Source organism: Synechococcus sp. WH 8109 (genome assembly GCF_000161795.2).
Lineage (GTDB): Bacteria > Cyanobacteriota > Cyanobacteriia > PCC-6307 > Cyanobiaceae > Parasynechococcus.
Genome location: NZ_CP006882.1, coordinates 1076604 through 1102909 on the forward strand (window position 1 = coordinate 1076604; position 26306 = coordinate 1102909).

21 protein-coding genes are annotated in these 26306 nt (G+C 59.4%); 4 read left to right on the plus strand and 17 right to left on the minus strand.

Annotated features, from left to right (window positions below; all coding sequences use genetic code 11):
* Nucleotides 1-70 precede the first annotated feature (70 nt).
* The 3 genes from Syncc8109_RS05885 to glpX form a co-directional block, all read right to left on the minus strand.
* Nucleotides 71-1366: a glucose-1-phosphate adenylyltransferase gene (locus Syncc8109_RS05885; protein ID WP_006851950.1), complete on the minus strand. Its 1296-nt coding sequence runs from the start codon at nucleotides 1364-1366 to the stop codon at nucleotides 71-73.
* 121 nt (nucleotides 1367-1487) lie between these two features.
* On the minus strand, nucleotides 1488-2786 hold the full coding sequence (locus Syncc8109_RS05890; RefSeq protein ID WP_006851208.1) for a glutamyl-tRNA reductase: 1299 nt from the start codon (nucleotides 2784-2786) through the stop codon (nucleotides 1488-1490).
* A 31-nt stretch (nucleotides 2787-2817) separates the two neighbouring features.
* On the minus strand, nucleotides 2818-3822 hold the full coding sequence (glpX, locus tag Syncc8109_RS05895; RefSeq protein ID WP_006851350.1) for a class II fructose-bisphosphatase: 1005 nt from the start codon (nucleotides 3820-3822) through the stop codon (nucleotides 2818-2820).
* A gap of 150 nt (nucleotides 3823-3972) precedes the next feature.
* Between glpX and rpe the strand changes: the two genes are divergently transcribed.
* Entirely contained in the window at nucleotides 3973-4656 is a 684-nt protein-coding gene (gene rpe / locus Syncc8109_RS05900; protein WP_006851102.1) for a ribulose-phosphate 3-epimerase, read from the plus strand.
* Between the two features lie 152 nt (nucleotides 4657-4808).
* Nucleotides 4809-4937 (plus strand): hypothetical protein, encoded by a 129-nt coding sequence (locus Syncc8109_RS13055; protein ID WP_006850396.1) that lies wholly within the window; start codon nucleotides 4809-4811, stop codon nucleotides 4935-4937.
* Between the two features lie 944 nt (nucleotides 4938-5881).
* Here the strand turns inward: Syncc8109_RS13055 and ccsB are convergent.
* The 8 genes from ccsB to Syncc8109_RS05940 all read right to left on the minus strand — a co-directional run bounded on the left by ccsB (nucleotide 5882) and on the right by Syncc8109_RS05940 (nucleotide 14710).
* A complete protein-coding gene (gene ccsB / locus Syncc8109_RS05905; RefSeq protein ID WP_025362306.1) occupies nucleotides 5882-6796 on the minus strand; it encodes a c-type cytochrome biogenesis protein CcsB in 915 nt (304 codons plus the stop codon).
* Between the two features lie 38 nt (nucleotides 6797-6834).
* Nucleotides 6835-7995, minus strand: a complete 1161-nt coding sequence (locus Syncc8109_RS05910) for an LptF/LptG family permease (protein ID WP_025362307.1) — start codon at nucleotides 7993-7995, stop codon at nucleotides 6835-6837.
* The gene (gene lptB / locus Syncc8109_RS05915) at nucleotides 7995-8723 is read right to left on the minus strand and encodes an LPS export ABC transporter ATP-binding protein (protein ID WP_006850761.1); all 729 of its coding nucleotides are present in this window, start codon (nucleotides 8721-8723) and stop codon (nucleotides 7995-7997) included. The genes Syncc8109_RS05910 and lptB overlap by 1 nt, the downstream gene beginning before the upstream one ends.
* The gene (locus Syncc8109_RS05920; protein WP_369792005.1) at nucleotides 8720-9097 is read right to left on the minus strand and encodes an LptA/OstA family protein; all 378 of its coding nucleotides are present in this window, start codon (nucleotides 9095-9097) and stop codon (nucleotides 8720-8722) included. Before Syncc8109_RS05920 ends, lptB begins: the two co-directional genes overlap by 4 nt.
* Nucleotides 9098-9207: 110 nt before the next feature.
* Nucleotides 9208-9564 carry a DUF309 domain-containing protein gene (locus Syncc8109_RS05925; protein WP_006851568.1) on the minus strand — a complete coding sequence of 119 codons (357 nt, stop codon included), beginning with the start codon at nucleotides 9562-9564 and terminating at the stop codon, nucleotides 9208-9210.
* Nucleotides 9564-11372: a translational GTPase TypA gene (typA, locus tag Syncc8109_RS05930; protein WP_006849905.1), complete on the minus strand. Its 1809-nt coding sequence runs from the start codon at nucleotides 11370-11372 to the stop codon at nucleotides 9564-9566. The genes Syncc8109_RS05925 and typA overlap by 1 nt, the downstream gene beginning before the upstream one ends.
* A gap of 57 nt (nucleotides 11373-11429) precedes the next feature.
* Entirely contained in the window at nucleotides 11430-13961 is a 2532-nt protein-coding gene (locus Syncc8109_RS05935) for a U32 family peptidase (protein WP_006850648.1), read from the minus strand.
* Entirely contained in the window at nucleotides 13958-14710 is a 753-nt protein-coding gene (locus Syncc8109_RS05940) for a M15 family metallopeptidase (RefSeq protein WP_025362309.1), read from the minus strand. Before Syncc8109_RS05940 ends, Syncc8109_RS05935 begins: the two co-directional genes overlap by 4 nt.
* 108 nt (nucleotides 14711-14818) lie before the next feature.
* Here Syncc8109_RS05940 and chlP point away from each other — a divergent pair, with 108 nt between their 5' ends.
* On the plus strand, nucleotides 14819-16201 hold the full coding sequence (gene chlP, locus Syncc8109_RS05945; RefSeq protein WP_006850554.1) for a geranylgeranyl reductase: 1383 nt from the start codon (nucleotides 14819-14821) through the stop codon (nucleotides 16199-16201).
* A 325-nt stretch (nucleotides 16202-16526) separates the two neighbouring features.
* Here the strand turns inward: chlP and glyS are convergent, their stop codons facing one another.
* Nucleotides 16527-18692: a glycine--tRNA ligase subunit beta gene (gene glyS / locus Syncc8109_RS05950; protein ID WP_006851619.1), complete on the minus strand. Its 2166-nt coding sequence runs from the start codon at nucleotides 18690-18692 to the stop codon at nucleotides 16527-16529.
* Nucleotides 18693-18780: 88 nt separating this feature from the next.
* On the opposite strand from glyS, the gene Syncc8109_RS05955 reads away from it, so the two are divergent.
* Nucleotides 18781-20523, plus strand: coding sequence for an NADPH-dependent assimilatory sulfite reductase hemoprotein subunit (locus Syncc8109_RS05955; RefSeq protein WP_025362310.1), 1743 nt, complete (start codon nucleotides 18781-18783; stop codon nucleotides 20521-20523).
* Here the strand turns inward: Syncc8109_RS05955 and Syncc8109_RS05960 are convergent.
* From Syncc8109_RS05960 to rpsB, 5 genes are all read right to left on the minus strand, one after another.
* A complete protein-coding gene (locus tag Syncc8109_RS05960) occupies nucleotides 20487-21188 on the minus strand; it encodes a M15 family metallopeptidase (RefSeq protein WP_025362311.1) in 702 nt (233 codons plus the stop codon). The two genes, Syncc8109_RS05955 and Syncc8109_RS05960, sit on opposite strands and share 37 nt — an antisense overlap.
* Nucleotides 21189-21208: 20 nt before the next feature.
* On the minus strand, nucleotides 21209-23647 hold the full coding sequence (recG, locus tag Syncc8109_RS05965; protein WP_232202491.1) for an ATP-dependent DNA helicase RecG: 2439 nt from the start codon (nucleotides 23645-23647) through the stop codon (nucleotides 21209-21211).
* Nucleotides 23648-23679: 32 nt separating this feature from the next.
* The gene (locus Syncc8109_RS05970; RefSeq protein ID WP_025362312.1) at nucleotides 23680-24801 is read right to left on the minus strand and encodes a hypothetical protein; all 1122 of its coding nucleotides are present in this window, start codon (nucleotides 24799-24801) and stop codon (nucleotides 23680-23682) included.
* Between the two features lie 5 nt (nucleotides 24802-24806).
* On the minus strand, nucleotides 24807-25469 hold the full coding sequence (tsf, locus tag Syncc8109_RS05975) for a translation elongation factor Ts (protein ID WP_025362313.1): 663 nt from the start codon (nucleotides 25467-25469) through the stop codon (nucleotides 24807-24809).
* Nucleotides 25470-25553: 84 nt separating this feature from the next.
* Nucleotides 25554-26270, minus strand: coding sequence for a 30S ribosomal protein S2 (gene rpsB, locus Syncc8109_RS05980; RefSeq protein WP_006850376.1), 717 nt, complete (start codon nucleotides 26268-26270; stop codon nucleotides 25554-25556).
* Nucleotides 26271-26306: the final 36 nt, after the last annotated feature.

Consider the following 26306-nt stretch of genomic DNA (forward strand, 5'->3'; position numbering starts at 1 on the left):
CCAATAAATGTCAGGAATGAGCCATAGGCTCAGAAAGAGGTCGGCTCATTCCTGAGAGCGGTCCATGCCCTCAGATCACCGTCCCATCGGCGATGGTGGCATTTTTCTGAACCACCACAATGCCGTTGCGGATGTAGAAGCCCTGATCCGAACGGTCGGCTTCTTCCACATTGTCCTTGTTAATAATCGAGACACCCGAACCAATGCGGGTGTTCTTGTCGAGAATTGCACGTCTGACCGTGGTGCCCTTGCCCACGCCAAGAGGAATGCCTCCGCGCTCTTTCAAGACAGCACGTTCGTCTGGGGATTCGAAGAAGTCGGCCCCCATCACCAGCGTGTCCTGAAGCACGCAGTCACTTTCAATTCGACTGCGCACGCCGAGAACACAGTGGTGGATGCTGCAGGACTTAAGGATCGAGCCTTCGCCAACAATCGAATTGGTGATCTGGGCGTCGACCAACTTGCTGGGGGGCAAATAGCGAGGACGGGTGTAGATGGGGAATTTCTCGTCGTAGAAGCTGAAGGGAGGCGTGGGTTGTTGGGTCAGCGCGAGGTTGGCTTCATAGAACGCACCAATGGTGCCAATGTCTTCCCAGTAGTCATCGAACACGTAGCTCTGAAGCTTGTCGCCCCTCGCGAGAGCCTCGGGAATGATCTCCTTGCCGAAATCCTTGTGTCCGGGATGCTTGTCGAGCAAATCAAAGAGGGTCTTACGGCTGAAGACGTAAATGCCCATCGAGGCCAGATAAGGCCTTTCCTTGGCTGAATCGGCACTGAGACCGAAGCGAGAGGTGTCGACAGCCATCTCAAGTAGTGAATCACCCTTGGGCTTCTCACGGAACTCCTTGATCGAGCCGTTTTCATCGGTCCGCATCAGACCGAAAGCTTCTGCCTGCTTGGGATCAACGGGAAGGGCAGCAACGGTGAGATCAGCGCCTGAGCGGCGGTGGTGCTCGATGAAGAGGCTGTAATCCATCCGGTAGAGCTGGTCGCCGGAAAGAATCAGGTATTCATCAACGTCCCATTCCTGGAACAACCACTGGTATTTGCGCACAGCGTCTGCAGTACCTTCAAACCAAGTGGGACTGTCAGGTGTTTGCTGAGCTGCGAGCACCTCAACAAAACCGCCACCGAAGGAATTGCTGAGGTTGTAGGTCTGACTGAGGTGGCGGTTCAATGACGCACTGTTGAACTGCGTCATCACGTACATCTTGTTGATGTCGGAGTTGATGCAGTTGCTAATCGGAATATCAATCAGTCGATATTTGCCTGCCAGAGGGACGGCCGGCTTCGCGCGCATTTTTGTCAGCGGATACAGGCGCGTGCCTGCACCGCCGCCCAGAATGATGGCCAAAACCCGCTTCATGCCGCTGTCCCAAATCGGCGTTGCCGCAAGAACTTACCGGAGTTTTTGGCTTCGCAACCGTCTTTGGGAAGAATCAGTCGAGATTACTGGGATTCAGATCGCGACTGAATCGCTCAAGAACTCAAGAAGCTTCCAAATCGAACAGCCGTTCGACAATTCGGAGGGCCTGTTGGCGATCCTGACGGGTCTGGGGAGCCCGCAGCTGGGTCACCGGCGTGTGGAGGATTTTGTTAATAATTCCCTTGCTCAGCGCTTCGACAACCTTGCGCTCCCGGGCTGAGAAATCAGGGCCCATTCGGCTGAGGGCTTTCTGGAGTTCCTCCGAGCGGATCGACTCCATCGAAGAGCGCAGCTGGTTAATGGTCGGCACAGCCTCAAGGCTGTCCCACCACTCGAGGAACTGCTGCGCTTCTTGCTGAAGCAACTGCTCAGCCTCCCGGGCCATGGCCTGACGGGCTTCCTGGTTACGGGCAACGACCTCTTGCAGGTCGTCCACATCGTGGGATTCAACCCCGTCCACATCGGCAGCATCAGCAGCGATATTGCGCGGCACACCGATATCAATCAAGCGCAGCTTGCTGCGCCGGTTCAGAGGAGCAAGACGTGCGGCGTCAATGATCGGATCATCAGCGGCGGTACTGGTGAACATCAGCGAGCATGTGCTCAGGTACTGATCCAGATCCGTGAGCGACCTGCACTGAACAGGGAGATCAGGGAAATCAGCCGACAGCTGCTCGGCCCTTTCAACGGTGCGGTTCAGCAGAACAACACCCGAGGCACCTTTGGCCTGAAGGTGCTGGAGCAACAGGCGGCTCATGCGCCCTGCACCAACAACAGCGATCTGCTCGCTTTCAAGAGTAACCAGTTGATCCAGTCCCCGGGATTGGCCGAGCTTGAGCTGGGCGAGCTCAACGGCAGCTGAGCTGATCGAAACAGCTCCTGTTCCGAGGTTGGTTTCGCTACGGACCCGCTTACCGGTGGAAACAGCCTGGGTGAGCAAGCGATTCAGGATCGGCCCCAGGGATTTGTGCTCCTGGCCGAGCCGCATCATTTTTTTTACCTGGGAGAGGATTTGACCCTCTCCCAAAACAAGGCTGTCGAGACCTGATGCCACACGCATCAGATGGTCGACAGCATCTTCGTGGTGGTAGCTGAACAGGTGAGGAGTCAGCTCTCCTGTCTCAAGACCGGAGTGGCTGCTGAGGAAGTCGCTGACAGCCGACACGCCGAGGTCCGGATTCCGTACAAGGGTGTAAATCTCAAGGCGGTTGCAGGTGCTGAGGATCGATGCCTCGAGCACTTGCTCATTGCCGCGCAGGGATTGAAGGGACGTCTCCATGGTCTGCTCAGGGATGCTGAGCCGTTCCCGGATCTCCACCGGTGCCGTCCGATGACTGAGGCCGACGACGGAGATATGCATGAAGACGTTCCTCTCAACCAGTTGATGACGATCAGCTCAGAGCGATGCTCTGGGCGCCGTCTTTGATATGCACGGTGTTGGTGAAGCGGCAAGTGTTGTCCAGGTTGCTGATCACCAGGCTGCTTGTGCGGGTGCAGTCCTTTTCGAACTTAACGCCATCAAAGAGCAGACCATCCGTGATGCCGCTGCCAGCGAAACAAACATGTTCGCCGCAGGCCAGCTCCTCAGCTTCATAGACCTTGTCGGGATCAGCGATGCCCATCTCAGCGAGACGCGCCAGGTTGCCCTCTTTGGTCATGTCAGCCCACTCGGAGGTCTGAGCAATCGCAGGGTCATACACCAGTTGGCCCTGGAAATGGCCACCAAGAGCGCGCATGGCAGCGGCGGAGATCACACCTTCAGGGGCAGCACCGATGCCCATCAGGCAGTGGGTTCCGGTACCCGCAAAACCACAGGCGATGGCGGCTTGAACGTCTCCATCGGAGATGGGCTGGATGCGGGCGCCGGTGGCACGGATCTCAGCGATCAAGTCTTTATGACGGGCGCGATCCATCACCACGATGTTCAGCTCGTCGACGGGGAGTCCCAGGCACTCGCTGAGAATCTTGATGTTCTCAGTGGCTGATTTGCGGATGTCTACCTTGCCCTTGGCTGCCGGAGGAGCAGCCAGCTTCTTCATGTAAAAGTCGGGGGCGTTGAACAGACCGCCACGGTCGGATGCGGCGAGAACAGCCATGGAGCCGCGCTGGTTGAAGGCGCAGAGGTTGGTGCCTTCGCAAGGGTCAACAGCAAAGTCAACGCCGGGGCCGGTGCCGGTGCCGACCTCTTCTCCGATGTAGAGCATCGGGGCTTCATCGCGTTCCCCCTCGCCAATCACGATGCGGCCCTGCATCTGGATCTGATTCATGCGCTTGCGCATGGCATCGACAGCCAATGCATCGGCTTCATCCTTCAGGCCTTTGCCGGAGAGCGAGGCGGAAGCGATGGCGGCCTGCTCGACGATCTCGAGAATTTCCTGAATGAGGGTCTGATCCACGGGACTCCGGATGAGGTGGGACGGGTTGGCGAGATCTCCTGGACGGGCAGTTGACCGTCGCCGCAGTGGATCTCGACGTCTGAGCGCGGCTCACTGTATCAGTGGTTGCAGGAGTCCCTAAAATCACCCGGCACTTCGCGCTCCTCATCCATGAGCACCAAGCCCCTGGTGATCTCGCCGTCAATATTGTCGGCTGACTTCGCACGCCTCGGCGAAGAAGTGAAAGCCGTGGACGAAGCGGGTGCGGATTGGATCCATGTAGATGTGATGGACGGCCGCTTTGTTCCGAACATCACCATTGGACCGCTGATTGTTGAGGCGCTGCGGCCGGTGACCCAGAAGCCCCTGGACGTTCACCTGATGATCGTTGAGCCTGAGAAGTACGTTCCCGACTTCGCCAAAGCCGGTGCCGACATAATTTCTGTGCAGGTTGAAGCCTGCCCGCACCTTCACCGCAACCTGGCTCAGATCAAGGACCTGGGCAAAAAAGCAGGTGCAGTTCTGAATCCATCAACACCGATCGACACCCTCGAGTACTGCCTCGAGCTCTGCGATCTGGTGCTGATCATGAGCGTCAACCCCGGTTTCGGAGGCCAAAGCTTCATCGAGAGCCAGGTCCAGAAAATCCGCGACCTGCGCCGGATGTGCGACGAGAAGGGTCTCGACCCCTGGATCGAAGTTGATGGCGGAATCAAAGCCGGCAATGCCTGGAAAGTGATCGAAGCAGGTGCCAACGCGATTGTGTCCGGCTCCGGTGTATTCAACCAACCCGATTACGCCGAAGCGATCAAGGGCATCCGCAACAGCAACAGCAAGGAAGCTGTTCTTGCCTGATCAGCAAACCATCAACTGAACACCACAAGCCCGGCACCTACACCGGGCTTTTTTGTAACCACTTCAAGAAAGAACCCGGCGCTTGAGCAGTTTCATTATCTCCAAAGATTTGGTGGCCACAGTTATACGAACGGGCCTCCGATAATCGAAGGATGAATGATGATGTCAAATTGGTTGCCGCCTTCCTGGTGCTTAATGCTGGCGTGATTTCATTGGCTTTTGCCGGATATCTCAAAGGGAGCATGAACATTGGTGCGGTTCTTCAACATTTGGCTCAATAGCTCTGTTGGCTTTGAGCATCGGGCAGGCCCAGGCTCTCCTCCCTGTCGCTGAGTTGAAATACGGATGATCAAAGCATCTCGTGTAGAGGAAACTTGAAGAGTTGAAGTCGGAGGTGTCCAATGCGCGACGACAGTCCAACTGAGCAAGATCTAGAAGCTGCCTGACTGGTCTGACAAGCCAAACAGCCAGACGCTTCGTTCAGCTTCAATGAACGCCAACAAGGTGCAGGCCATCCCTTTGCAGGGGTGGCCTTCCTTTTTGCCCGTTGCCTGATGCATGTCCTGAGAAGCAACAACAGAATGAAAGGGCATCACGCCAATCAGTGACGTGGATCACAGAACAAGACTGAAGATCATAAAACTATTCAGGCACGCGATTCACCACAGGTCACGAGGCGAGATTCACGCATAACCGGGAGAACAGCATGAGCAGACGAGGCATCCATCCACTGCTTCGGGGTCTTGATCGGCCTCAGCGGGTCGCACCCTCAAGACACGCTGTCTTGCTGTCTGGCCTGGAATCGGCCCAGCGGAATCGTTATCTGCGCTCGGAAGCAGAAGAGAGCGAAACCTCCCAACAATCGATCAGGCATCGCTCATCTCAGTGAAACGAATGCCCCCGCAGGCGCTGATTTGTTCGTTCCTGCTGCATAAGAGAGGATTGTGATCACAACCCAGGGTTGATTGGTGTGGAGTGAGGGGCCAAGTGGACCTCGATCCCCTGTTGGCGGCCGCTTGCCCTACCAGAACCACATCACCACCATGCTTTCAATCCGCAGCTGCAGACAGGCGGCTCAATAATCTATTCCACTGATGGTGGACCTTCTTCACAGACTGAACCTGGCCGAAATACCCCTGGAATGGGTGGTCTGGACAAAAGGATCAATCTCTCATCCGAGGGTGGAAATTGTGGCTAGAGAGAGTGCCTCATTGTTCACTGGAGTTCATAAAAACCAGCCGTAGCTGTGCAAACCAATGCCCAGCAGATTGACGCCGATGTAGCAAACAGCGATCACCACAAGGCCAACCACAGCAACAAGAGCTGGGCGCCGGCCTTGCCAACCTCGACTGAGGCGGGTGTGCAGATAAGCGGCGTAAACCAGCCAGCAAATTAATGCCCAAGTTTCCTTAGGATCCCAGCTCCAGTAGCTGCCCCAGGCTTCATTGGCCCAAACGGCACCACTCACGATGCCCACCGTGAGCATCAAGAAACCAACCGTGATCGTGCGGTAACTGAGGCTGTCGAGTTGTTCATTGGTGCTCAGCTGAACCGATTGCAGATGAACAGAACCAGGGTTCGCGATCGAGGCCGCCTGACGAAATCCACCACTGCCAATGGAACTGCTCCGCAGTTCCAGGGATTGGTCGCGATCCATGACCAACACCGCCAAGGAGAGCAGGGATCCCACCAGCAGAGCGGCATAACTCACCATGATCACGCTCACATGCATGACCAACCAGCTGGAGCGCAGGGCAGGAACCAAGGGGGCCGCTGACTGCAATTGATCTGGCAAGGCAAAGCTTGCAAAAGCGATGCAACCGAGACCCATGGGAGTGGCCGCTGCCGCGACGATGGGGGAAGGCCAGGCTCGTTCCACCAGCAACTGGGTGAGCGTGCAAGCCCAGGCCAGGAAGCACAGGGATTCGTAGAGGTTGCTGATCGGGAAGTGACCCGACTGCCACCAGCGCAGAATCAGCTGAGCGGTGAAAAGAAGGTTGGCGACGGCCACTAGCAGCCGAACCAACCCAGCACGGGACTGGCTCGACACCGCCCAGAAAGCCAGAGGCATGGCCAGCAGCAGCAACACAAAGCCTGCAAAGCCAAGGCTGGTGACCAACTCAAAAGGCGTGTTCAGCACACCATTCCCCGAAGACACGGCGATTCTGCCTCGGCCAATCAGCGACTGGCCTGTTTCAGCAACAGACCACCCGCCCCGAGAAACAACACCACGGGCAGCCAGGCCGCCAGGATCGGTGACAGGGTTCCCTTCACCCCCAGCGAACTGAAGCTAAACCCAATCACGTAATAAATAGCGATGATCCCAAGAGTGAGCACAAACGAGAAGCTTCGGCTGGTGCGGTAAGTGGGCTGAGCACCGAGGGTGGCTCCAAACAGACCAAACACCAGACAGGCCATCGGAACTGTGAACTTTTCCTGGATCCGCACACGGATTTTACGGGCTTCCTTGATGCTTCCGGACTCTTCGTACAACCTCTGAGCCTGCAATGCTTCAGCAACAGTCATATTGACCGCATCTTCTTCAATTCCTGCCAGGCGCTGAGGAGCTGAGTCAAGAGGATACAGATAACGTTTGAAATCGGCCTTGGTAGAGCTTCCATTAGCCGTCAAAGTTAGTATGTGTCCATCCAGGAAATCCCAACCAGTCTGATCATCATTCCAAATAGCCCTATCAGCTCGCAACAGCTGAGTAATGCCGGATCTAGAGAAGTCCAGCACCGTTACATCTTTCATTTCACCATCCTGAAATTTCCATGAATAAAACAGTTGTAATAAGCCTCTGTCTGCCGACTTTCCATCTATTCCAGTACGCCTACCAAATCGAGGGTAAATAATGTCTTCTCCTGTTTTATTGGCAATAGCTTGGCCCAAACCCCGCTTTAAATTGACTTCTGCATAACGCTCACTGCGGGGCACGACCACATCGTTCAAGAAGAAGCTGAACAGGGTCATCGCCATCGAGAGGGCGATGGCGGCACTGATCATCCGCTTTGTGGTGATGCCGAGGCTACGCAGGGCGGTGAGTTCGTTGTTTGCAGACAAGCGGGTGAACACGAACAAAGATGCCATCAGCGTTCCGATCGGAACAGAGAAAGCCAACCAACGCGGGATGCTCAAAAACAACACCTGAGCCGCGATCGTGATCGGCAGGTTCTTGTCGACCATCTGCCGCACCAGTTCAAACATCACGCCACCCGTAAGCAGCAGCAGGGTGAACAGGGCAATGAAGAACAGAAGCGGACCAAGAAGCTCCTTGAGCAACCAACGATCCAGAAGATCCAGCCGCATCCAGGTGGCCCGTTTGAGACGATCCAAAATCACAGTTGGAATCCCTCCCCGAGGTAATAACGACGCACCTGTGGGTCAGCCGCAACCTCCTCGGAACGTCCTGCGGCCAACACCGCACCATCGTTGAGGATGTAAGCCCGATCGGTGGTGGCCAGGGTTTCGCGCACGTTGTGATCAGTGATCAGAATCCCCATGCCCCGGGAGCGCAACCCCTCAATCAGCAGCTGCAGATCCGCCACCGCAAGGGGGTCGACCCCAGCAAAGGGTTCATCCAAAAGCAGATACGTCGGTCCGTTAGCACCCGATGCCAGCGCCCTGGCCACTTCGCAACGGCGACGTTCTCCCCCGGAGAGTTGAAAGCCAAGACGGTTGATGAATGCGCCGAGGTGAAAGTCCTCAATCAGCTGCTGGCGCCGATCCCGACGCTGCTCGGAACTGAGATCGGTCTGTTCAAGGGCGATATCCAGATTCTCACGTACCGTGAGATTGCGAAACACACTCGCTTCCTGGGGCAAGTAACCCACACCAAGCCTGGCTCGCTCCGGCATGGGCAGATGGGTGACCCGCTCACCGTTCACGGTCACCTCGCCCTGATCAGGTGAGAGCAAACCGATCACCAGATTAAAGGTGGTGGTTTTTCCAGCTCCATTGGGACCCAGCAGGCCGACAACCTCGCCGGGGGCAAGCTTCAGATCCAAGCCCTTCACCAACTGGCGGCCCCCAAGGGTGATGGAGACATTCGACAGTTCAAGGGTCATGGAGATACCGGGTTGGTCTCGGCCTGAACGTCGAGCACGGGTTGGCTTGGACTGAGCGACCACTGACTGAACACCTGCTGGCCCGGAACGGGACTGGCAATCGCGCGACCTTCGCCCAACAGATAGGTGAAGCGATCAGCGCGGAGCTGGTTGCCATCAGCCTCGATCACATCCACATCACCACTCAGCACAATCCGGTCTTCCTCCGTGAAGTACTGGGCCTGTCGGCTTGTGGCCACCAAACCACGACCGAGATGCACGAAGCGAACATTGCCACTGGCGGTAATTACACCCGTGCCGTTGTCGGCCGATTGCAGGTCGGACTCAATAGTGATGACGCCTGCGTCAGATGTTTGCTGAGCCTGGGACGACACCAGGGGCCAGAGGACGGTGAGAAGGGGCAAAGCTAAAAGAAGCCCCCGGGAACGGAGCATTGCTTTCACTGCCACACCACCTGCCCAAGTCCGTCGAGACTACCGGCGCTTCAGCGCATGGTCTCAAGAACAGGGACAGTGCATGACTCGGGATCCCGATCCTGCTGAAGCGCCTCAAGCCGCTGTTGCACAGCACTGCACAGAGACGCAAGATCCAGGCCAAGATCTGGAGTCCCCGGACGTTTGAGACGACCCAGAGCTTCACCGAAAAGAATAGTGGCCCCGCGCCGGTTGCCCCGTTGCAGATGCAACTGCGCTACTGCCACCTGCAGGATCCCCTGAAGGCTGCGCCGATCCGGATCAGCGGTTTCATGCCAGAGCTCCTCAAATAGATCATGAGCGGCATACCACTCACCCGCATTGAAGAGCTCCACACCCTGTTGAAAGCGAGGGTCCGCCTGAGGCATCAGCGCTTGGACTTGGCTGGCTTCTTGCCGGGAAGTTTGCGCAGACGGATCGACTCGGGTGTGACTTCGAGCATCTCATCGGGACCGATATATTCGAGCGCGCGCTCCAGCGTCATCTGAACCGGTGCCTGCAGCGTGTCCAATTCCTCAGCGCCCGCGGAACGCATGTTGGTGAGCTGCTTGGTCTTGCAGACGTTGATCTCCAGGTCCTGAGGCCGGTTGTATTCCCCGATGATCATTCCCTTATAGACCTTGGTGCCCGGACTGATGAAGAACTGGCCGCGATCCTCTGCGTTCTTGAGGGCATAAAACGTTGCTGTTCCCTCTTCGAAGGCGATCAGCACACCGTTTCGGCGGGTGTCGAATTCACCCATCATCGGCCGGTATTCGTAGAAGGAATGACTCATGATTCCCTCGCCGCGGGTGGCCCGGATGAATTCACCGCGGAAACCGATCAGACCGCGAGAAGGAACGATGAACTCCAGCTGGGTGCGGCCATCAGCGCTGGTTTCCATGTTCTGCATCTCGCCCTTACGGGTGCCCAGTTTTTCTATGCAGCTGCCCACCGCTGGTTCTGGCACATCCATCACCAGGGTCTCCACCGGCTCGCAGGGGGTGCCATCGATGGTGCGGTAGATCACCTGCGGCTGGGACACCTGGAACTCATAGCCCTCACGGCGCATGGTCTCGATCAGGATGCCGAGGTGCAGCTCACCGCGACCACTCACAGCAAAACGGTCCGGTGAATCGGTGTCTTCCACACGCAGGGCAACGTTGGTGAGCAACTCACGCTGCAGGCGGTCACGCACCTGACGACTGGTGACGAACTTGCCTTCCTTGCCCGCGAAGGGTGAATCGTTGACAACAAAGGTCATCTGCAGGGTGGGCTCATCCACCTTGATCAGCGGCAGAGCGGTGGGCTCATCGGGGCAAGCGATGGTTTCGCCGATGTTGACGTCGTCAAAGCCAGCCACAGCCACCAGATCACCGGCAAAAGCCTCTTCGATCTCAACGCGCTGCAAGCCCTCGAAGCCCAGCAGTTTGCTGATGCGTCCCTTCTTGATGCTGCCGTCGTCCTTGATCAGTGCAGCGTTCTGACCCTGTTTAATTTTGCCATTGTGAACGCGGCCAATGATGATCCGGCCAAGGAAGTCGGAATAGTCAAGGGTGGTGATTTGCAGCTGGAGGGGCTTCTCCGGGTCACCAACCGGGGGCGGAACGTGGCGCAGGATGGCATCGAACAGCGGACGCATGTTGTCGCTGTCGGTCTTCATGTCGGGCTTGGCGAAGCCTCCAAGACCGCTACCAAAAAGGTAGGGGAAATCGCACTGATCATCGTCAGCGCCGAGTTCGATGAACAGATCGAGAACCTTGTCGACGGCGGTCTCAGGATCCACCCGGGCCCTGTCGATCTTGTTGACGAAGACGATCGGACGCAAGCCCTGCTCGAGGGCCTTCTTCAGCACAAAACGGGTCTGGGGCATCGGCCCCTCATTGGCATCCACGATCAGCAGGCAACCGTCGACCATGCCCAGCACCCGCTCCACTTCTCCACCGAAATCGGCGTGACCAGGGGTGTCAACGATGTTGATCCGGGTGTCGTTGTAAGTGACCGCCGTGTTCTTCGACAGAATCGTGATGCCCCGCTCACGCTCAAGGTCGTTGGAGTCCATCACACACGTCGGGACGGCCTCGTTGTCGCGGAAAATTCCTGACTGCGCCAACAGCGAATCGACCAGAGTCGTCTTGCCGTGGTCAACGTGGGCGATGATCGCGATGTTGCGGATCGCCTTGTTGTTGGCGCTCATGCGGGCTGACCGTAAGTATTTGTGAAGAACGCCAAAGGCGCAGTGCGACAGGTTATCTCAACGTGAGAATCGACTGGTGCGCTCCGGACCCTTGCTGCGCAGGCTGCCACGGGTGACGCCCAGCTGGTGGTGGATCTGCTCCTGGGACCAGACCTCCTGGGTGGCCATCCGACCCGCCAGAGCCTCGGCGTAAAGGCTGACGCGCCGGCGCGTCGCAGAGGCATCCTCATCGAGAAGTTCGAGCCGGATCCTGCGTACGCCTGCCCGCAGCAGCGACGGAAGCGCCTCAACGCCCGATTGCGCCGTGCCATTGAAAAGGGTGTTACGACAACCCAGATCAGCCCGCAGGGGATGTTCAACGCCGCTGCGATCCCGCAAGGTGACGTGGTGCTTCTCACAGGGACGACCGCAATCGGTGTGGTCCTTGCCGGCCGAGAGGAATGCACAGAACAGGCAATGCTCCATATGGAACAACGGCATGTGCTGATGCAGGGTGACCTCCAGCAGCGCTGGATCAACGGCGGCGGCCAGATCCAGCAGTTGCTGAAGGTTCAGGTCGTAACTCGCCGTGAGTCGCTGCAGCGTCCAATAGTCCCGATACCAGTGGAAACTCAGGGGGTTGGCGGTGTTGAGGGAAAAGTCTCCAATGCAGGGTGCCAGCGGTGTCAGCACCTCCAGCTGATCGGCATTTCGCACCAGGAAACCGTCAGGACGGGCCCGAATCAGTGGCTCAAGCGACCAGCGTTCATCAGGCCGTGTGATCCGTGCCCCGGCCAGCCATACACCCTCCGGCCAGCAGCCACGACCGATCGCCACCGCTTCCCGCAGCTCCCAAGGCTGCTCAAGATCCGCCACCACTGATCGAATCGGCAGGTCTGTACCGGAGAGATCAACCAAGGCCTGCAGCTGCTCAAGGCTGCGCACCAGCACCACCAAGCCTGGCTTGGTCTCGCTGAGGGGAGCGACAGCTGGTGGGTACATCTGAGCCAGCAGCTCTGTTGGGTTTGGCGTTTTGGTGGCTGCAGGAACAGGACCTGAATCGGTGCTGTCATCTCCTGAGACCTCCAACTGCTCCAACAGGGCCCTACGCATGCGGTTCAGTTCCGCCACGGGCAGAAAAAGATCTCCCTCCAGTTCGATCTCCAGATGCTGAAGCGACCAACCGGTGCCCCCAAGGCGTCCCAATTGCTGCTCAAGCCGTTCCCGTTCCAGGGGGCGCTGCGAAGCGCTTTCCAGCGGCATGGTGCTGCAGAGCTTCAGCTCAAATCCCTGGGGCTCCAGGACGTGCAACTCCAGCGGTGCATCCAGCCGACCGGACACCCGCAGCGCCAGATCCCGTGACCGAGCCTCCACCGTGCGGCGGGCGGCACGCTGCCAACGGGACTGCCAATCGGGGTCACTGGTGAGCCAGACCGAGGCGCCAGGTCTCAAGCCCGAGCCATCCACACGATCGGGCCCCAGGCGCAGCTTCCAGCGTTCGTCGCCCAGCCGCTCACACACCATGATCCGGCCACCGATCTCCCGAGGCGGCTGCAGGGGGTCGGACGACAGCTGTTCCAACACAAGGCCCTGCCCGGAATGCAGCTTTTCCCGGCTGCGCAGATGCAACCAACCACCCCGTTCCACCCGCAGCAACTGCCCCAGCAGCGGGCCCCGCTTCTTGCTCCAGCGGCCATGCACCAGACGGCGATGGTTCACCCCTTCAAGCCAACCGGTGGAAAGGCCACGGGAAAATGCCAGCTCAAGCTGGCGTTGCACCTGCGGCGCCGAAGCGGGGGTTTGATCCAAGCGCTGCCGATAGGCGTCGGTGACGGCAGCCACGTAGGCAGCGTCCTTAAGACGCCCTTCGATCTTGAGGCTGGCCACGCCGATGCGCTGTAACTCCGGCAGCAGCTCCCAGGCCGCCAGATCCTGGGGCGAGAGGAGGTAACGCTGGTCTTCAAGGGTGTGGGGTTGACCATCCACAACCATTTCGTAGGGCAGGCGACAGGCCTGGGCGCACTCACCTCGATTGGCACTGCGCTGCCCGAGGGATTCACTGGTCAGACATTGACCGGAATAGGCGACGCAAAGGGCGCCGTGCACAAACACCTCCAACGGCATCGCAAGGTTCCGCTGAATCAGTTGTGTCTGCAGGCGCTCGAGATCACGCAGGGCCAGCTCACGGGCTAGCACCACCCGCTGGCAACCCAGCGCCGCAGCCTGGGTAATCCCCGCTGCACTGGTGATCGACATCTGGGTTGAGCCGTGCACACAGAGGTTCGGCACCAGCCGCTGGGCCAGGCGACAGAGCCCCACGTCCTGGACGATCACCGCATCCACGCCGGCTCGATCTGCAGCGATCAGCAACTGAGCCGCTGCCTCCAATTCATCACTGAACACCAACACGTTGAAGGTGAGGAATCCCTTCAGCCCCCGCTGATGCAGCCACTGCATCACCTCAGGAAGGTCTTGCAGTCGGAAATTCTCAGCCCGCTGACGGGCGTTGAAGGCATCAACGCCGAAATACACCGCATCGGCACCGGAGGCGGCGGCCGCCTTCATCGCAGCCCAATCCCCTGCAGGTGAAAGCAGTTCGGGAACGTTCAAGGGTCGCGCCTAGAGAACCGACTGGCCGGCTCGAACAAACGCAGTGCATCCGCATTGCCCTCGTAGCGCCAATGCCAGGGTTCGTACATCACACCCTGCTTGTTGCCCTCAGGGAAGGACAACACGAAGTGATATCTCGCCGCATGGTCCTGCAACCAGCTAAAGGCAGTGGTGTCTTGGAAGCTCTGGGAGAGGTTGGTCTCAGGAAAACGGCCATCGCCGAGATCAACGGCATACCCCGTGCTGTGCTCGGAGTAGCCCGGTGGAGCTGACACCTGGGCTCGCTCTTCAGCGGTCTGGTTCCGTTCGGAGGCCACGTCAAAAAAGATCGATTCCTGGAGGGCCAGTGAGCGGAATCCACTGAGCAGACGCAGATCGATTCCGTCAGCCAAGGCGGAACGCATCATCGTGTCAAGGGCCTCGGCGGCTTTCACATTCAGCTCAATCCCCGGTTCAAAGACGATGAGTTGATCAGCATCTGCCTCTCCGTAGGGAAAGTGACCCAGGAGACGGCCATCAGCGTCGGGAAGTTCGCGAAAGCCTGAAATCTCAAGGCTTTGCATGGGCTGGCGCTGTGACAGCAGCGTGGGAACCAGCATCACCGCAGCGAGGGTTCCGGCACAGACGAGAACGAGCCCAAACAGCAATCCAGCTGCGCCATTTCCCTTGCGTTGACGCGGCTGCCGTTTTCGTCGAGCGACCGGAATGTCCTCCCGCTCGATGCGTCGCGCAGAGGAGGCCCGAACCAAGGCGCTGATGCGTGTTGTTTCGATCGTAAAGGCAGCAACCAGGTCAACCCACAAAGGTTGTTGTGGCAGTGATAGCTTCACAAAACAATCCAGCGGAGACGGGCTGAGATGTTGCGAGTTGCGGTGATCGGTGGTGGCCCCAGTGGCTCCTGTGCTGCCGAAATTTTGGCCAAGGCGGGAATTGAAACTTGGCTATTCGAGCGCAAACTCGATAACGCCAAACCCTGTGGTGGAGCCATTCCGCTCTGCATGGTCGAAGAGTTCGACCTGCCCGACGAAATCATTGACCGCAAGGTCCGCAACATGAAGATGATTTCCCCCTCCAACCGAGAGGTGGATATCAAACTGGACCCCCTCGGTTACGACGAAAACGCATACATCGGCATGTGCCGTCGTGAGGTGTTCGATGCCTTCCTCCGCAACAGGGCCGCTGATCTGGGCACAACCCTGATCAATGGACTGGTGCAGAAGATCGACACCGGTACAGACCGTCAGGGCCCTTACACCATTCATTACGCCGACTACAGCGGTGGTGGCCCCACCGGTGAGCAGAAGACCCTGGCCGTGGATCTGATCATCGGTGCCGATGGCGCCAACTCCCGGGTGGCGAAAGCCATGGATGCCGGTGATTACAACGTGGCCATCGCCTTCCAGGAACGGATCAAGCTTCCTGCTGAAGAGATGACCTACTACGAAGATCTTGCTGAGATGTACGTCGGAACAGACGTCTCTCCCGACTTCTATGCCTGGGTGTTCCCCAAATACGACCACGTGGCAGTGGGAACAGGAACCATGCAGCAGAACCAGAGCCTGATCAAGGGTCTGCAAAGGGGCATTCGTGAGCGAGCCAACAAGCGCCTGTTCCAGGGCGAAGTGATCAAGGTGGAAGCCCATCCGATTCCTGAGCACCCCCGTCCGCGTCGAGTTGTGGGCCGTATGGCCTTGGTGGGCGATGCAGCGGGCTACGTCACCAAGAGCTCCGGAGAAGGCATTTATTTCGCTGCCAAGAGCGGCCGGATGTGTGCCGAAGCGATTGTGGAAATCTCCAACAACGGTGCCTCCATCCCCACTGAAAAGCAGATCAAGTCGACCTACCTGAAGCGCTGGGACCGCAAATACGGCGCCACCTATGCGGTGCTTGACATCCTGCAGCGAATCTTCTATCGCAACGATGCTGCTAGGGAAGCCTTCGTCGAGATGTGCGACGACAAGGACGTGCAGAAGCTGACCTTCGACAGCTACCTGTACAAACGGGTGGTGATGATGAACCCCTGGCAGCAGATCAAGCTCACCCTCCGCACCCTGGGCAGCCTGATCCGGGGCGAAGCCCTGGCTCCATCGGTTTACAACCCTGTTCCTTCGGCCGTTGGCCGTTCCGACGGTGATTTCCTGGCGGAGGAAGCGGCCCAGCAGATCAAGGCTCAGGCTGGCGAATCCAAGGAGGGGAACTCCAAAGGTTCCGAGTCGAAGGAAAAAGCCGGCGTCTCCTGAGGTAGGGAGACCGGCCCACAACATCACTCCAACACCAGTGACTAAGTTCCTGGTTAGTTGCGCGACTCGATCGCCTAGCTAGCGGCATTCTTGATCCGCTCAATCCCCTGTTCAATTCTTGGCGGGGGAAGTTTCTTTCTTGGTCTTCGACCAGACGTTGATGGCGTAAACGGCGGCAGCAGCCAAAACCACTGCCGCAATCACGCTTCCCTAAAATTGCCTCCCTGGCGGATTATCACGGGCTGCTTGGGGTAGATCCTCTGTTGATCAGACACTGAAGCTGAATCGGCTGGCCCCTGCTTAGCCGCAGAGACCAGTGCTGCATTCATTTGGATTGAATCGATTCAAATTCGGCCAAGACCGAAGCCTGATTGCGCAGGACCGCCAACAGGTTGAGGCGATTGAGCCTCAGCGCAGCATCGTCGACCATCACCATCACGCTGGTGTCACCATCAAAGAAGGCCTGGAGCGCCGGGGTTGCCGCGACGAGGGCATCAGCAAGGGACTGATAGGACCGCTGCTGAGCCAATGGCTGCAGCTGCTCCAGAGCTGCGAACAGATCCTTCTCACTGGCTGACTCGAACCGTCCCGGCTTAACCACATCTCCGGCCACAAGCTGATCCCGTGCCAGATCACCTTTTTCAGCAAGCTTCGCTGCCCGCTGCACCACCGCCTGGACGGCATCCAGCTGACCGCTGTCCCGAAGGTCACGCAACAGTTGAATTCGCTGTTTTACATCCAGGGGATCACTGAGCAGACGCTGGCTGGAGACGGCATCACCAGCCACGGCCTGCACCAGATCAGGCGCAAAGCCGTCATCTTCCAGTTGAGACACGATCCGCTGCCGCATAAGCTGACAGAGGTCGTAGTGCAGTTGGCTGGCATCCACCGCAAAGGCCGGGAACTGAGCAGCCCATTCCTCTACGGCGATGCTGAGGAAGGCCATGAGGTCTAGGCGCCAGGCCATGCCCCAGAGAATCTGCACAACACCATTGCCAGCCCGCCGCAGGGCATAGGGGTCTGAGGATCCGGTCGGCCGCTGTCCCTTGGCAAAGATGCTGAGCAACAGCTCGAGTCGTTCCGCCAAGGCCACAACGGCTCCCGCGGGAGTTGCGGGCAGAGCATCACCGGCTCCCCGGGGCAGATAGTGCTCCACCACAGCGAGAGCAACATCACGGGGTTCTCCCTCCTCCAGGAGGTATTTGCCCCCCATCAGGCCCTGAAGTTCAGGGAACTCACCCACCATCTGGCTGACCAGATCGTTCTTGCAGAAATGAGCGGCACGCTCGGCCGTATCCACCACGCTCTCATCAAGACCGAGTTGCTTCAACAGAAGGCCCGTGAGCCGCTCGATTCGCTCGGAGCGGTCCAGAAGACTGCCCAATCCTTCGGCGAAGGTGACACGGTCGAGGGCCTCACGCCGAGATGCGCTGGACTGACGCCGGTCAACATCTAGGAAAAATTCGGCATCCGCCAGGCGAGCTCCAAGGACACGCTCATTCCCGCGAACAATCAAGGACGACGCCGGGGCCAGGCCATTGCCCACCAAAAGGAACTGGGGCCGAAGCACAGCCTCAGCGGTGAGTCGGAGCGGGTCAGCCTCCAGACCAGGCACCTTCAGCGGTACATAACGCTGATGGGCCTGCATCACTGTGCTTATCACCTCCGGAGGAAGCTGCAGGAACCGCTCAGCAATGGTTCCCTCGAGAATCTTGGGGTCTTCAACCAGATCCACCAGTTCCTCAAACAGCGACTCCGGACAGTCGGGAGTTCCGTTGGCGGCCTGTGCCGACTGGTCCAGGCTGGTGCGAATTCGTTTGGCCCGCTCCGCACGATCGACAACAACGCCTGCGGCGGCAAGGGTCTCTCCAAACTGCTCCGCTGATGCGATGGAGAGTGGCTCGTCACCATGGAGACGGTGGGCACGGCTGAAACGATCGCTGCGGACCTCGGGGTCAGCACCGCCCAGCACGACCGGGATCACCTCTGAACCCTTGAGCGACAGCAGCCAGCGGATCGGGCGGCTGAAGCGCTGGGCTCCTGTGCCCCAGCGCATGAACCGCCGACCCTGCAAAGCATCAATCCATTGGGGGATCAGCCCCTGAAGCAGTTCAACGCAGGCTTGGCCGGGGGTGAGCACTGTTGCGAAGACGCAAGGCCCCTTCGGAGTGTCACGCTGCTCAAGAGCTGAGGGATCAACCCCGCAGCGCTTAGCGAAACCGATCGCCGCTGGCCCTGGGATGCCGTCCTTGAAGGCCTGAGCCACGGGAGGGCCCTTGCGGTCTTCCTGAAGATCGGGTTGGCGGTCTTCCAAATCAGCGACGGAGACCACCAGACGCCGGGGGGTGCCGAACACCGACACCGCTCCATGGGCAAGCCTTGCCTCACGCAGATCACGGCTCACCCGTTGCTGCAGCTGGTCAAGCGCTTGCCTGACGAAATCGGCAGGAAGCTCCTCGGTGCCGATTTCCAGAAGAAAGGTTGCCGTCACGCCAAGGTCAGAGCCGAAAGCGACTGTATTGGAAGCCGTTTCGCTACGTTCAAATCAAGAAATCCTATTCGGGGTGGGGGAAGGCTCCTTGGCAGTGGCGGAAACAGGAACTCAATCGCTGTCCAAGGCAGAGCAGCGCAAGCTGGACAGCGACCATCTACGTGACCCGTTGTTGAGCGAGCTCAGCAACGACGATGTTCGCTTCACGGAAGATGCCGTTCAACTGCTGAAGTTTCACGGCAGCTACCAACAGCACCACCGCGAACTGCGAAAAACGGACAAGATCCGCAGTTGGCAAATGATGCTGCGGCTGCGCAGTCCGGGCGGACGCATCCCTGCCCGGCTGTTCCTCGCACTCGATGACCTCTCCAACCGCCTTGGGGACGGAACTCTGCGGGCCACCACCCGTCAAGCCTTCCAGATGCACGGCATCGCCAAGGCCGACCTGAAAGAGGTAATCGGCACCATCGTTCGCAACATGGGCTCGACCCTGGCGGCCTGCGGGGACATCAACCGCAATGTGATGGCACCACCAGCTCCTTTTGAGAAAGGCGGGTATCCCGTGGCACGGCGCCTGGCAGATGAAATCGCTGATCTGCTTAGCCCCGAAGCGGCCGAGGGGGCCTATCTCGACCTTTGGGTGGACGGTGACCTGAGTTATCGCTTCAAGCCCAGCCGAGCCGTTCAGAAGGCCAGAAAGCGTCAGAGCGAAGGCGGCGTTTTTTCCGGCAGCATCGACGAACCTCTCTACGGGGACACCTACCTACCCCGGAAATTCAAGGTGGCCGTCACCGTGCCAGGTGACAACTCTGTTGACCTACTCACCCAGGACATCGGCCTGGTGGCCTTCACCGACCCCTCCGGCGATCTGCGGGGCTGCAACGTCTACGTGGGCGGTGGCATGGGCCGCACCCACAACAAGGAGGAGACCTTCGCCCGCACGGCGGATCCTTTGGGTTATGTCGATGCGGCCGACGTTCTGGATGTGGTTCAGGCGATCCTGGCTCTGCAACGGGATCACGGTGATCGGGAGGTGCGCAAGCACGCCCGCATGAAGTATCTGCTGCACGACAAGGGAATCCAATGGTTCCGCGACACCCTCTGCGCGACCTACTTCAAGGGAAGCCTCAAGGGCCTACGAAATGAGCCGAAGGCCAAGCTTTTGGACTATCTCGGCTGGCATCGCCAGAAGGCAGGGATGTGGTTCGTGGGACTGCCTCTGCTCTGTGGTCGCCTGAACGGAGATCTCAAGGCAGGGCTGAGGGAGCTCGTGGAGACCTACCAGCTGGAGATTCGCCTCACCGCCAATCAAGACCTGCTGCTGTGCAACATCGGCACCTCCCAGCGAGCCAGCATTCGAACCCAGCTGGAAGCCCTCGGGTTTGCGGTCCCTGAAGCTCCAGCACCTCTGGCAAGGCATGCCATCGCCTGCCCAGCTCTACCCACCTGCGGGCTCGCCATCACCGAATCAGAGCGCATCCTTCCGAATGTTCTGGATCGCCTCGATGCCCAGCTGCGACGGCTCGAGATTGAGAAGTCCCTGCTTGTGCGGATGACCGGCTGCCCCAACGGTTGTGCCCGCCCCTACATGGCGGAGCTGGGCTTGGTGGGCAACGGGGTCAACCAGTACCAGCTGTGGCTCGGCGGCACCCCCAACCTTCAGCGTCTGGCACGCCCCTACATGGAGAAGCTGCCCTTGGATGATCTGGAGAAAACCCTCGAGCCGCTCCTCCTCAGCTGGAAAGCCGCAGGTGGACGTCGCAGCTTCGGGGACCACATAGAGAAGCTGGGTGATCAAGAAGTCAGCGCTCTGTTGACGGCCTCGGCGTAGAACGCCACAGCTGCACCCTTTCGCCAGGCCCAGAGCTGATCACCGAATGAGTAGTGCCACCATTCGTTCGGATGCTGAGCAAAGCCTGCTGCTCCCATAACTTCAGCGAGCAACTGCCGGCGTTGATGCCAGCGCGGAGCTTCGGAATCCTCCCGACCGGCGTAGTGCTGCGGTTCAGACACCGCACCTATGGCATCAATCTCTCCCCCCATGGCCAGTGGCGTTCCATCGGTGCTGCTCAGGGTGAGATCAACAGCTGCACCGGTGCTGTGGGGAGGCGGGGTCGCAGGTTCCCGACTGGGAGCGGCCCAGAACCGCCCCACATCGGCCACCACCTGATCGAAAGCGTGCCCCGAGCGCAGTTCTACGCCGCGTTCAAGGCAGAGTTCCGCGATGCTGTGGTCCACCATGAAGGCCTGCACGGCGATCGGGCGCCAAGCATCAAAAATGCTCAGGCGCAGGCTGGGATCACGCTCGACCAGCTGCTGCTGAGCATCCAGGAGGCGCTGAACAACCCCCATGCGCAATTGAAAGGGATGCCCCAACGCCCCATAGGGCGCCCCCAGCGCCATGTACGGGTGAGGTTCCATCCGCAACAAAGCGGGAGGCAGCGCTTGCAAAGGCTCGCCGCAATCTTCGATCGGAATGAGACTCCAAGGGCGCATCGAGGCGGAAGCGGGATGAATCAGTTCAAGGGGGTGCCACCGCTGAGGCGACGCTGTTGTGCGTCCAGAGTCTCGCGCAGCAAAGGATTCTGCTCGAGCTCAGGATCGTTGTTCAACAGCTCTTGGGCGGCTGTTCGTGCGTCCTCCAGCACAGCACCATCATCGGCAAGGCTGGCCAGGGCCAGATCAGGGAGACCCGACTGACGGGACCCCAGCACCTGGCCAGGCCCCCGCAAGCGCAGATCCATCTCGGCGATCTCAAAGCCGTCGGTTGAGCGCACCAGCACATCCAGCCGCTGGCGGGCCAGAGGATTAGAGCTGCCATTGATCAACAGGCAATGGGAGGCGGCGGCACCACGGCCAACGCGCCCCCGCAACTGATGCAGCTGTGCCAGACCAAAGCGTTCGGCATGGTCGATCACCATCACGCTGGCTTCGGGCACATCCACCCCCACCTCCACCACCGTGGTCGACACCAGCACCTGGCTCTTGCCCGCAGCGAAATCGGTCAGTACCGCCTGCTTTTCAGCACTAGAGAGACGCCCATGCAGCAAACCAACGGCCAGATCAGGGAACACCTCCGAGGCCAATTCAGCGTGAACCTCGACGGCTGAGCGAAGCTCGAGCTTTTCCGACTCGTCTACCAAAGGCAGAACGACATAGGCCCGTTGGCCCAGCTGCACCTCCTCACGGATCAACTCATAGGCCTTCTCCCGCTTTGCGGCCGTGAGCATGCGGGTGCGAATCGGTGTTCGCCCTGGCGGCAATTCATCAATCTGGCTGACATCCAGATCCCCATGCATCGAAAGCGCCAGGGTCCGTGGGATCGGTGTTGCCGTCATGGTGAGCAGATGGGGCTGCAAGCCCTTGTTGAGCAGGCGATCCCGTTGATGCACACCGAAACGATGCTGTTCATCCACCACCACCAGCCCCAGGCGGTTGAAAACGACAGGATCCTCGAGCAAGGCATGGGTGCCCACCAGCACCTTCAGCGAACCGTTGGCCAGGTCATCCATCAGCTCCCGACGGCGGGGCCGCGGCGTGGATCCCGTCAGCAAGGCGACGCTCACATGGAGCTGCGGCAGCCACTGACAGAGGTTGCGGTAATGCTGCTCGGCCAACACCTCCGTGGGGGCCATCAGGGCCCCCTGCCAGCCCGAGGCAATGGTGCTGAGCAACGCTGCTATGGCAACCACCGTTTTGCCCGAGCCGACGTCCCCCTGCACCAGACGGGCCATTGGTTCGTTGCGCGCCAGATCGGCTTCGATCTCCTGAAACACCCGTTGTTGGGCTGCAGTGAAGCGGAAGGGCAGCAGATCCATGAACTCCCCCACAAGCCCATTGGAACTGGATTGGAGATCCAGGTCTGGGCCCGTCCGGGAGCGCAGCGCCTGGCGTCGGCGCAACAGACCGAGCTGCAGGAGCAGAAACTCATCGAACACCAGCCGGCGGCGTCCCCGATCGAGGCTTTCGCGGTCCTTGGGCGCATGCAGGGCCTGCAGGGCCTCCGAGAGTGCCGGCAGCAGGAATTGCCGCTGTATCGCGGCGGGGAGAGGATCAGGCCACGATGCCGCGAGGGGCAGGACCTGATCGATCAGGCTGCGGAACCGATCCGCGCCAACCCCTTCGGTGAGGGGATACACCGGGAAAATCCGGCCGATGCTGGGTGATTTGACCGGAGACGAGGGGCTGTCCAGCACCTCGATCAACGGATCCTGAAAGGTGATGCCGTAGGGGCCGTCTTTCACCAGACCACTGACGGCCACAGTGGCACCGACGGGGTAAAGACGCTGCTGGCCTTTGAAGTAAGCCGGAGAACTGAAGCGTTTGCCCGCCAGGAAACGGCTCACCTTCAGGCGACCTGTCGGGTCCTGCAGCTGCAGCTCAATGATGGCGAGGTTGGTGTTCCGTGGGCTGACGAATCCGTTACAACGGCGAATCGTGGCGACGATCGTGGCTGTTTCCCCCGACACCAGTGCCTCAATGCGGCGCATCGCGGAGTAATCGACATGATCACGGGGGTAATAGCGGAGCAGGTCGCGTACCAGAAGCAGGCCGATCGAAGCCAGCCGTGCCGCGAATTTCGGACCCACACCACGGATCTGTGTGATGGGACTGTCGAGCTGCAGTGGTGAGCTGGCACGCTGCTGGGGAGATGCCTGAACCTTCAGGCGTGGCGCTGCCATCGGAGCCGAGGGTTCCAGGCGATGGCGCAGCTCATGCAGCCACTGACGGGCATCGGTGACCAAGCGACGGCGGGCAGAATCAGGGAGGTCCGGATAATCGGCAAAGCCGGAGCTGAGCTTGGACATGCGCTCACTGACCCCCTGGGGAAAGGGAACGGCCGGAGGCGCTGCGAGTTGCTGCTGCAGAAAGGCGTGAAAGCGCTGTTGGCGACCCTGCAGATTCTGAAAACCACGGTCGGCCTCCAAACCCAGCGAGCGCTGAATGGGAAGCATCCAGGTGAGAAGCAGCGACAGCTGCTCGCTGGTCAGTCCCCGCTCAGCTGCTTCGTTGAATCCGATGGGGTCTGCCAATGGGTCCGGGCCTCACGATCCAGGGAGCGACGCTGCCAATGACGCTGCTGCCGCACCATTGTGAGCAGAGCATGGTGGTGAGCGCGCAATCGTTTGCGGCACTGACGCAGACGTGGGCTGTCGAACTCCAGATCGTTGCTGCGTAAGAGCACACAGAGCACGTCCATGCCATGGTCGAGCTCACCGACGGCCAGAGGGAGGCGCAAACGAAGCACGTTCGTGGCGGTTGGCTGAGTTTCGACCTGTCCCTTTAGGACAGCATCCAGAAGGCTGATGGGAAGAAGGGTCTGGGCCAGTCCTGACCGCAGCATCTGCACATTCACCGCATGGGACAGGTTGCGAAGGCGTCGCTCAAGCGCCTGATCCATGGCCTGGATCCAGTGCAACAGCGCATCCGGTTCATTAGGGAGCAAGTGGTCGTTGCCGTCCACCGAAGGATCAAAAGCAGCACCGGGGTCAAGGGGCTGTTGGGCCTGCTGCATCGCATCACCGGCCAGCTCGAACAGTGAGAGGAGGACATCCAAATCGCCAGAGGATTTGTTTTCTGCGGGTTCAGGGACTGGTTCTTTGACGGGATCCTGGGCAGCGGTCCTCGGGGGGGATTCAAGCGGTGAAGCCAAGCTCAACTGAATGGATCCGCTCGGTTCTTCCGGTGGGAGCTCAGACGTGGGTGGCTCGGGTTCAGGCGCACTCTCCTGGGTCTTGCGACTGAGCTTCTGCAGCATGCTTTTGCTGGCATGGGCCTGCTGGCGCCGTTGCTCCTGCTGCATCTGCCGCACCAGCTGCATCAGTTGCTCAACTGTGAGCAGAACGCTGCAGCGGTCAATCAAGTCTGTGACCGCTGCATGGAAATTCTGACGGGTCGACTCCGGCAGCCGGCCAAAACGGGAGGGATCAACCTCACCGAGAAGATTGAACAGTGCCTGACGGGTGGCTCCTTCCAGCAGTTCTCGCAGCACCTGAAGATAAAGAGCCTGCTCCCTGTACAGGGCGATGGCCCGCAGCCGGCACAACCTTTGAAGGCGTGCCAGCTGTACTGACGGGTCGTAAGCAGGCCTGACGTCCTGGTCGGACAAGGGAATCAGCCGGCGTTCTGCATGGACGCCACTTCAGCAGCGAAATCGTTGTCTTCCACCTCGATGCCCTCGCCCAGGGTGTAGCGGGTGAAGCGACGAACTTTCACGTTCTCGCCGATCTTGCCGGCAGTTTGCTTCACGAGGTCAGCAACGGTGATGGAGCTGTCCTTGATGAAGGGCTGCTCCATGAGGGCGAGTTCCTTGAGCCGCTTGCCGATGCGGCCCTCAACGATCTTTTCCTTCATCTGCTCAGGCTTGCCTTCGAGATCGTCACGGCCCATCTCGATCGCCTTTTCCCGCTCACGGATTTCGTCGGGAATCTCGTCGGTGGTGACGTACTCAACGTTGGGGCATGCCGCCACCTGCATGGAGACATCACGTAGTAGCGACTGGAACATGTCGCCCCGTGCCACGAAGTCAGTTTCGCAGTTCACCTCAACCAGCACACCCACGCGAGCACCGGTGTGGATGTAGCTGCCGATGGCACCCTCGGCGGCGGTGCGGCCGGATTTTTTTTCAGCGCTGGCGATGCCTTTCTGGCGAAGCCACTCAACGGCCTTGTTGGCATCGCCTTCTGTGGCGGCCAGGGCCTTTTTGCAATCCATCATCCCCGCGCCGGTCTTGTCGCGCAGTTCTTTGACAAGCTTGGCGGATACGGCAGCAGCCATCGGTCGGAGCAGTGAGAAAGGAAATTGAATCGCCGCCGATTGCCTCATTGGAATCAGCGGCGTGAACTTAGCGGTGAGAGGAGATCAGCCTTCGCTGTCGCCACCACGCTGATCGTTGGAGCCGTGGCGGCCCTCATTGATCGCATCGGCCAAACGGCCCAGGATCAGTTGCACTGAACGAACGGCGTCGTCGTTGCAGGGAATCGGCACCTCACAGAGATCCGGATCGCAGTTGGTGTCCAGCATGGAAACCAAGGGGATGTCGAGCTTGCGGGCTTCGAGCACCGCATTCGACTCACGACGCTGGTCCACCAGGACCACAACATCAGGAAGGCGACGCATGTTCTTGAGGCCACCCAGATACTTCTGGAGACGCTCGAGTTCGCGCCGCAGCACCGCACCTTCTTTCTTGGGGCGCATGGCGATGGCGCCGCTGGACTCCATCCGCTCAAGATCCTTGAGACGGTCGATCCGGGCCTTCATGGTGGTCCAGTTGGTGAGCATCCCGCCCAACCAGCGCTGGTTCACGTAGGACGCTCCACAGCGGGCGGCTTCCAGCGCCACAACTTCAGAGGCTTGCTTCTTGGTGCCAACGAAGAGGAAACGCTTGCCGCTGCGTGCCGCAGAACGGGTCCACTTGTAGGCGTTGTTCATGCAGACGGCTGTCTGCACAAGGTCAATGATGTGAACGCCGTTGCGCGCGCAATAGATGTAGCGCGACATCTTGGGGTTCCAACGACGGGTCTGGTGCCCAAAGTGGGCACCAGCCTCCATCATCTCGGCGAGGGTGACGACAGCCATGGTTTAAGGGTTTCGGGTTCGCCTCCACCTGCCAGG

Bases quoted from the DNA above. Each gene is read 5' to 3' on its own strand.
- Syncc8109_RS05885 (WP_006851950.1), bottom strand. From the start codon at position 1,366: ATGAAGCGGGTTTTGGCCATCATTCTGGGCGGCGGTGCAGGCACGCGC.
- Syncc8109_RS05890 (WP_006851208.1), bottom strand. From the start codon at position 2,786: ATGCATATCTCCGTCGTCGGCCTCAGTCATCGGACGGCACCGGTGGAG.
- rpe (WP_006851102.1), top strand. From the start codon at position 3,973: ATGAGCACCAAGCCCCTGGTGATCTCGCCGTCAATATTGTCGGCTGAC.
- Syncc8109_RS13055 (WP_006850396.1), top strand. From the start codon at position 4,809: ATGAATGATGATGTCAAATTGGTTGCCGCCTTCCTGGTGCTTAATGCT.
- lptB (WP_006850761.1), bottom strand. From the start codon at position 8,723: ATGACCCTTGAACTGTCGAATGTCTCCATCACCCTTGGGGGCCGCCAG.
- Syncc8109_RS05925 (WP_006851568.1), bottom strand. From the start codon at position 9,564: ATGCCTCAGGCGGACCCTCGCTTTCAACAGGGTGTGGAGCTCTTCAAT.
- typA (WP_006849905.1), bottom strand. From the start codon at position 11,372: ATGAGCGCCAACAACAAGGCGATCCGCAACATCGCGATCATCGCCCAC.
- chlP (WP_006850554.1), top strand. From the start codon at position 14,819: ATGTTGCGAGTTGCGGTGATCGGTGGTGGCCCCAGTGGCTCCTGTGCT.
- Syncc8109_RS05960 (WP_025362311.1), bottom strand. From the start codon at position 21,188: ATGCGCCCTTGGAGTCTCATTCCGATCGAAGATTGCGGCGAGCCTTTG.
- recG (WP_232202491.1), bottom strand. From the start codon at position 23,647: ATGCTTCCCATTCAGCGCTCGCTGGGTTTGGAGGCCGACCGTGGTTTT.
- tsf (WP_025362313.1), bottom strand. From the start codon at position 25,469: ATGGCTGCTGCCGTATCCGCCAAGCTTGTCAAAGAACTGCGCGACAAG.
- rpsB (WP_006850376.1), bottom strand. From the start codon at position 26,270: ATGGCTGTCGTCACCCTCGCCGAGATGATGGAGGCTGGTGCCCACTTT.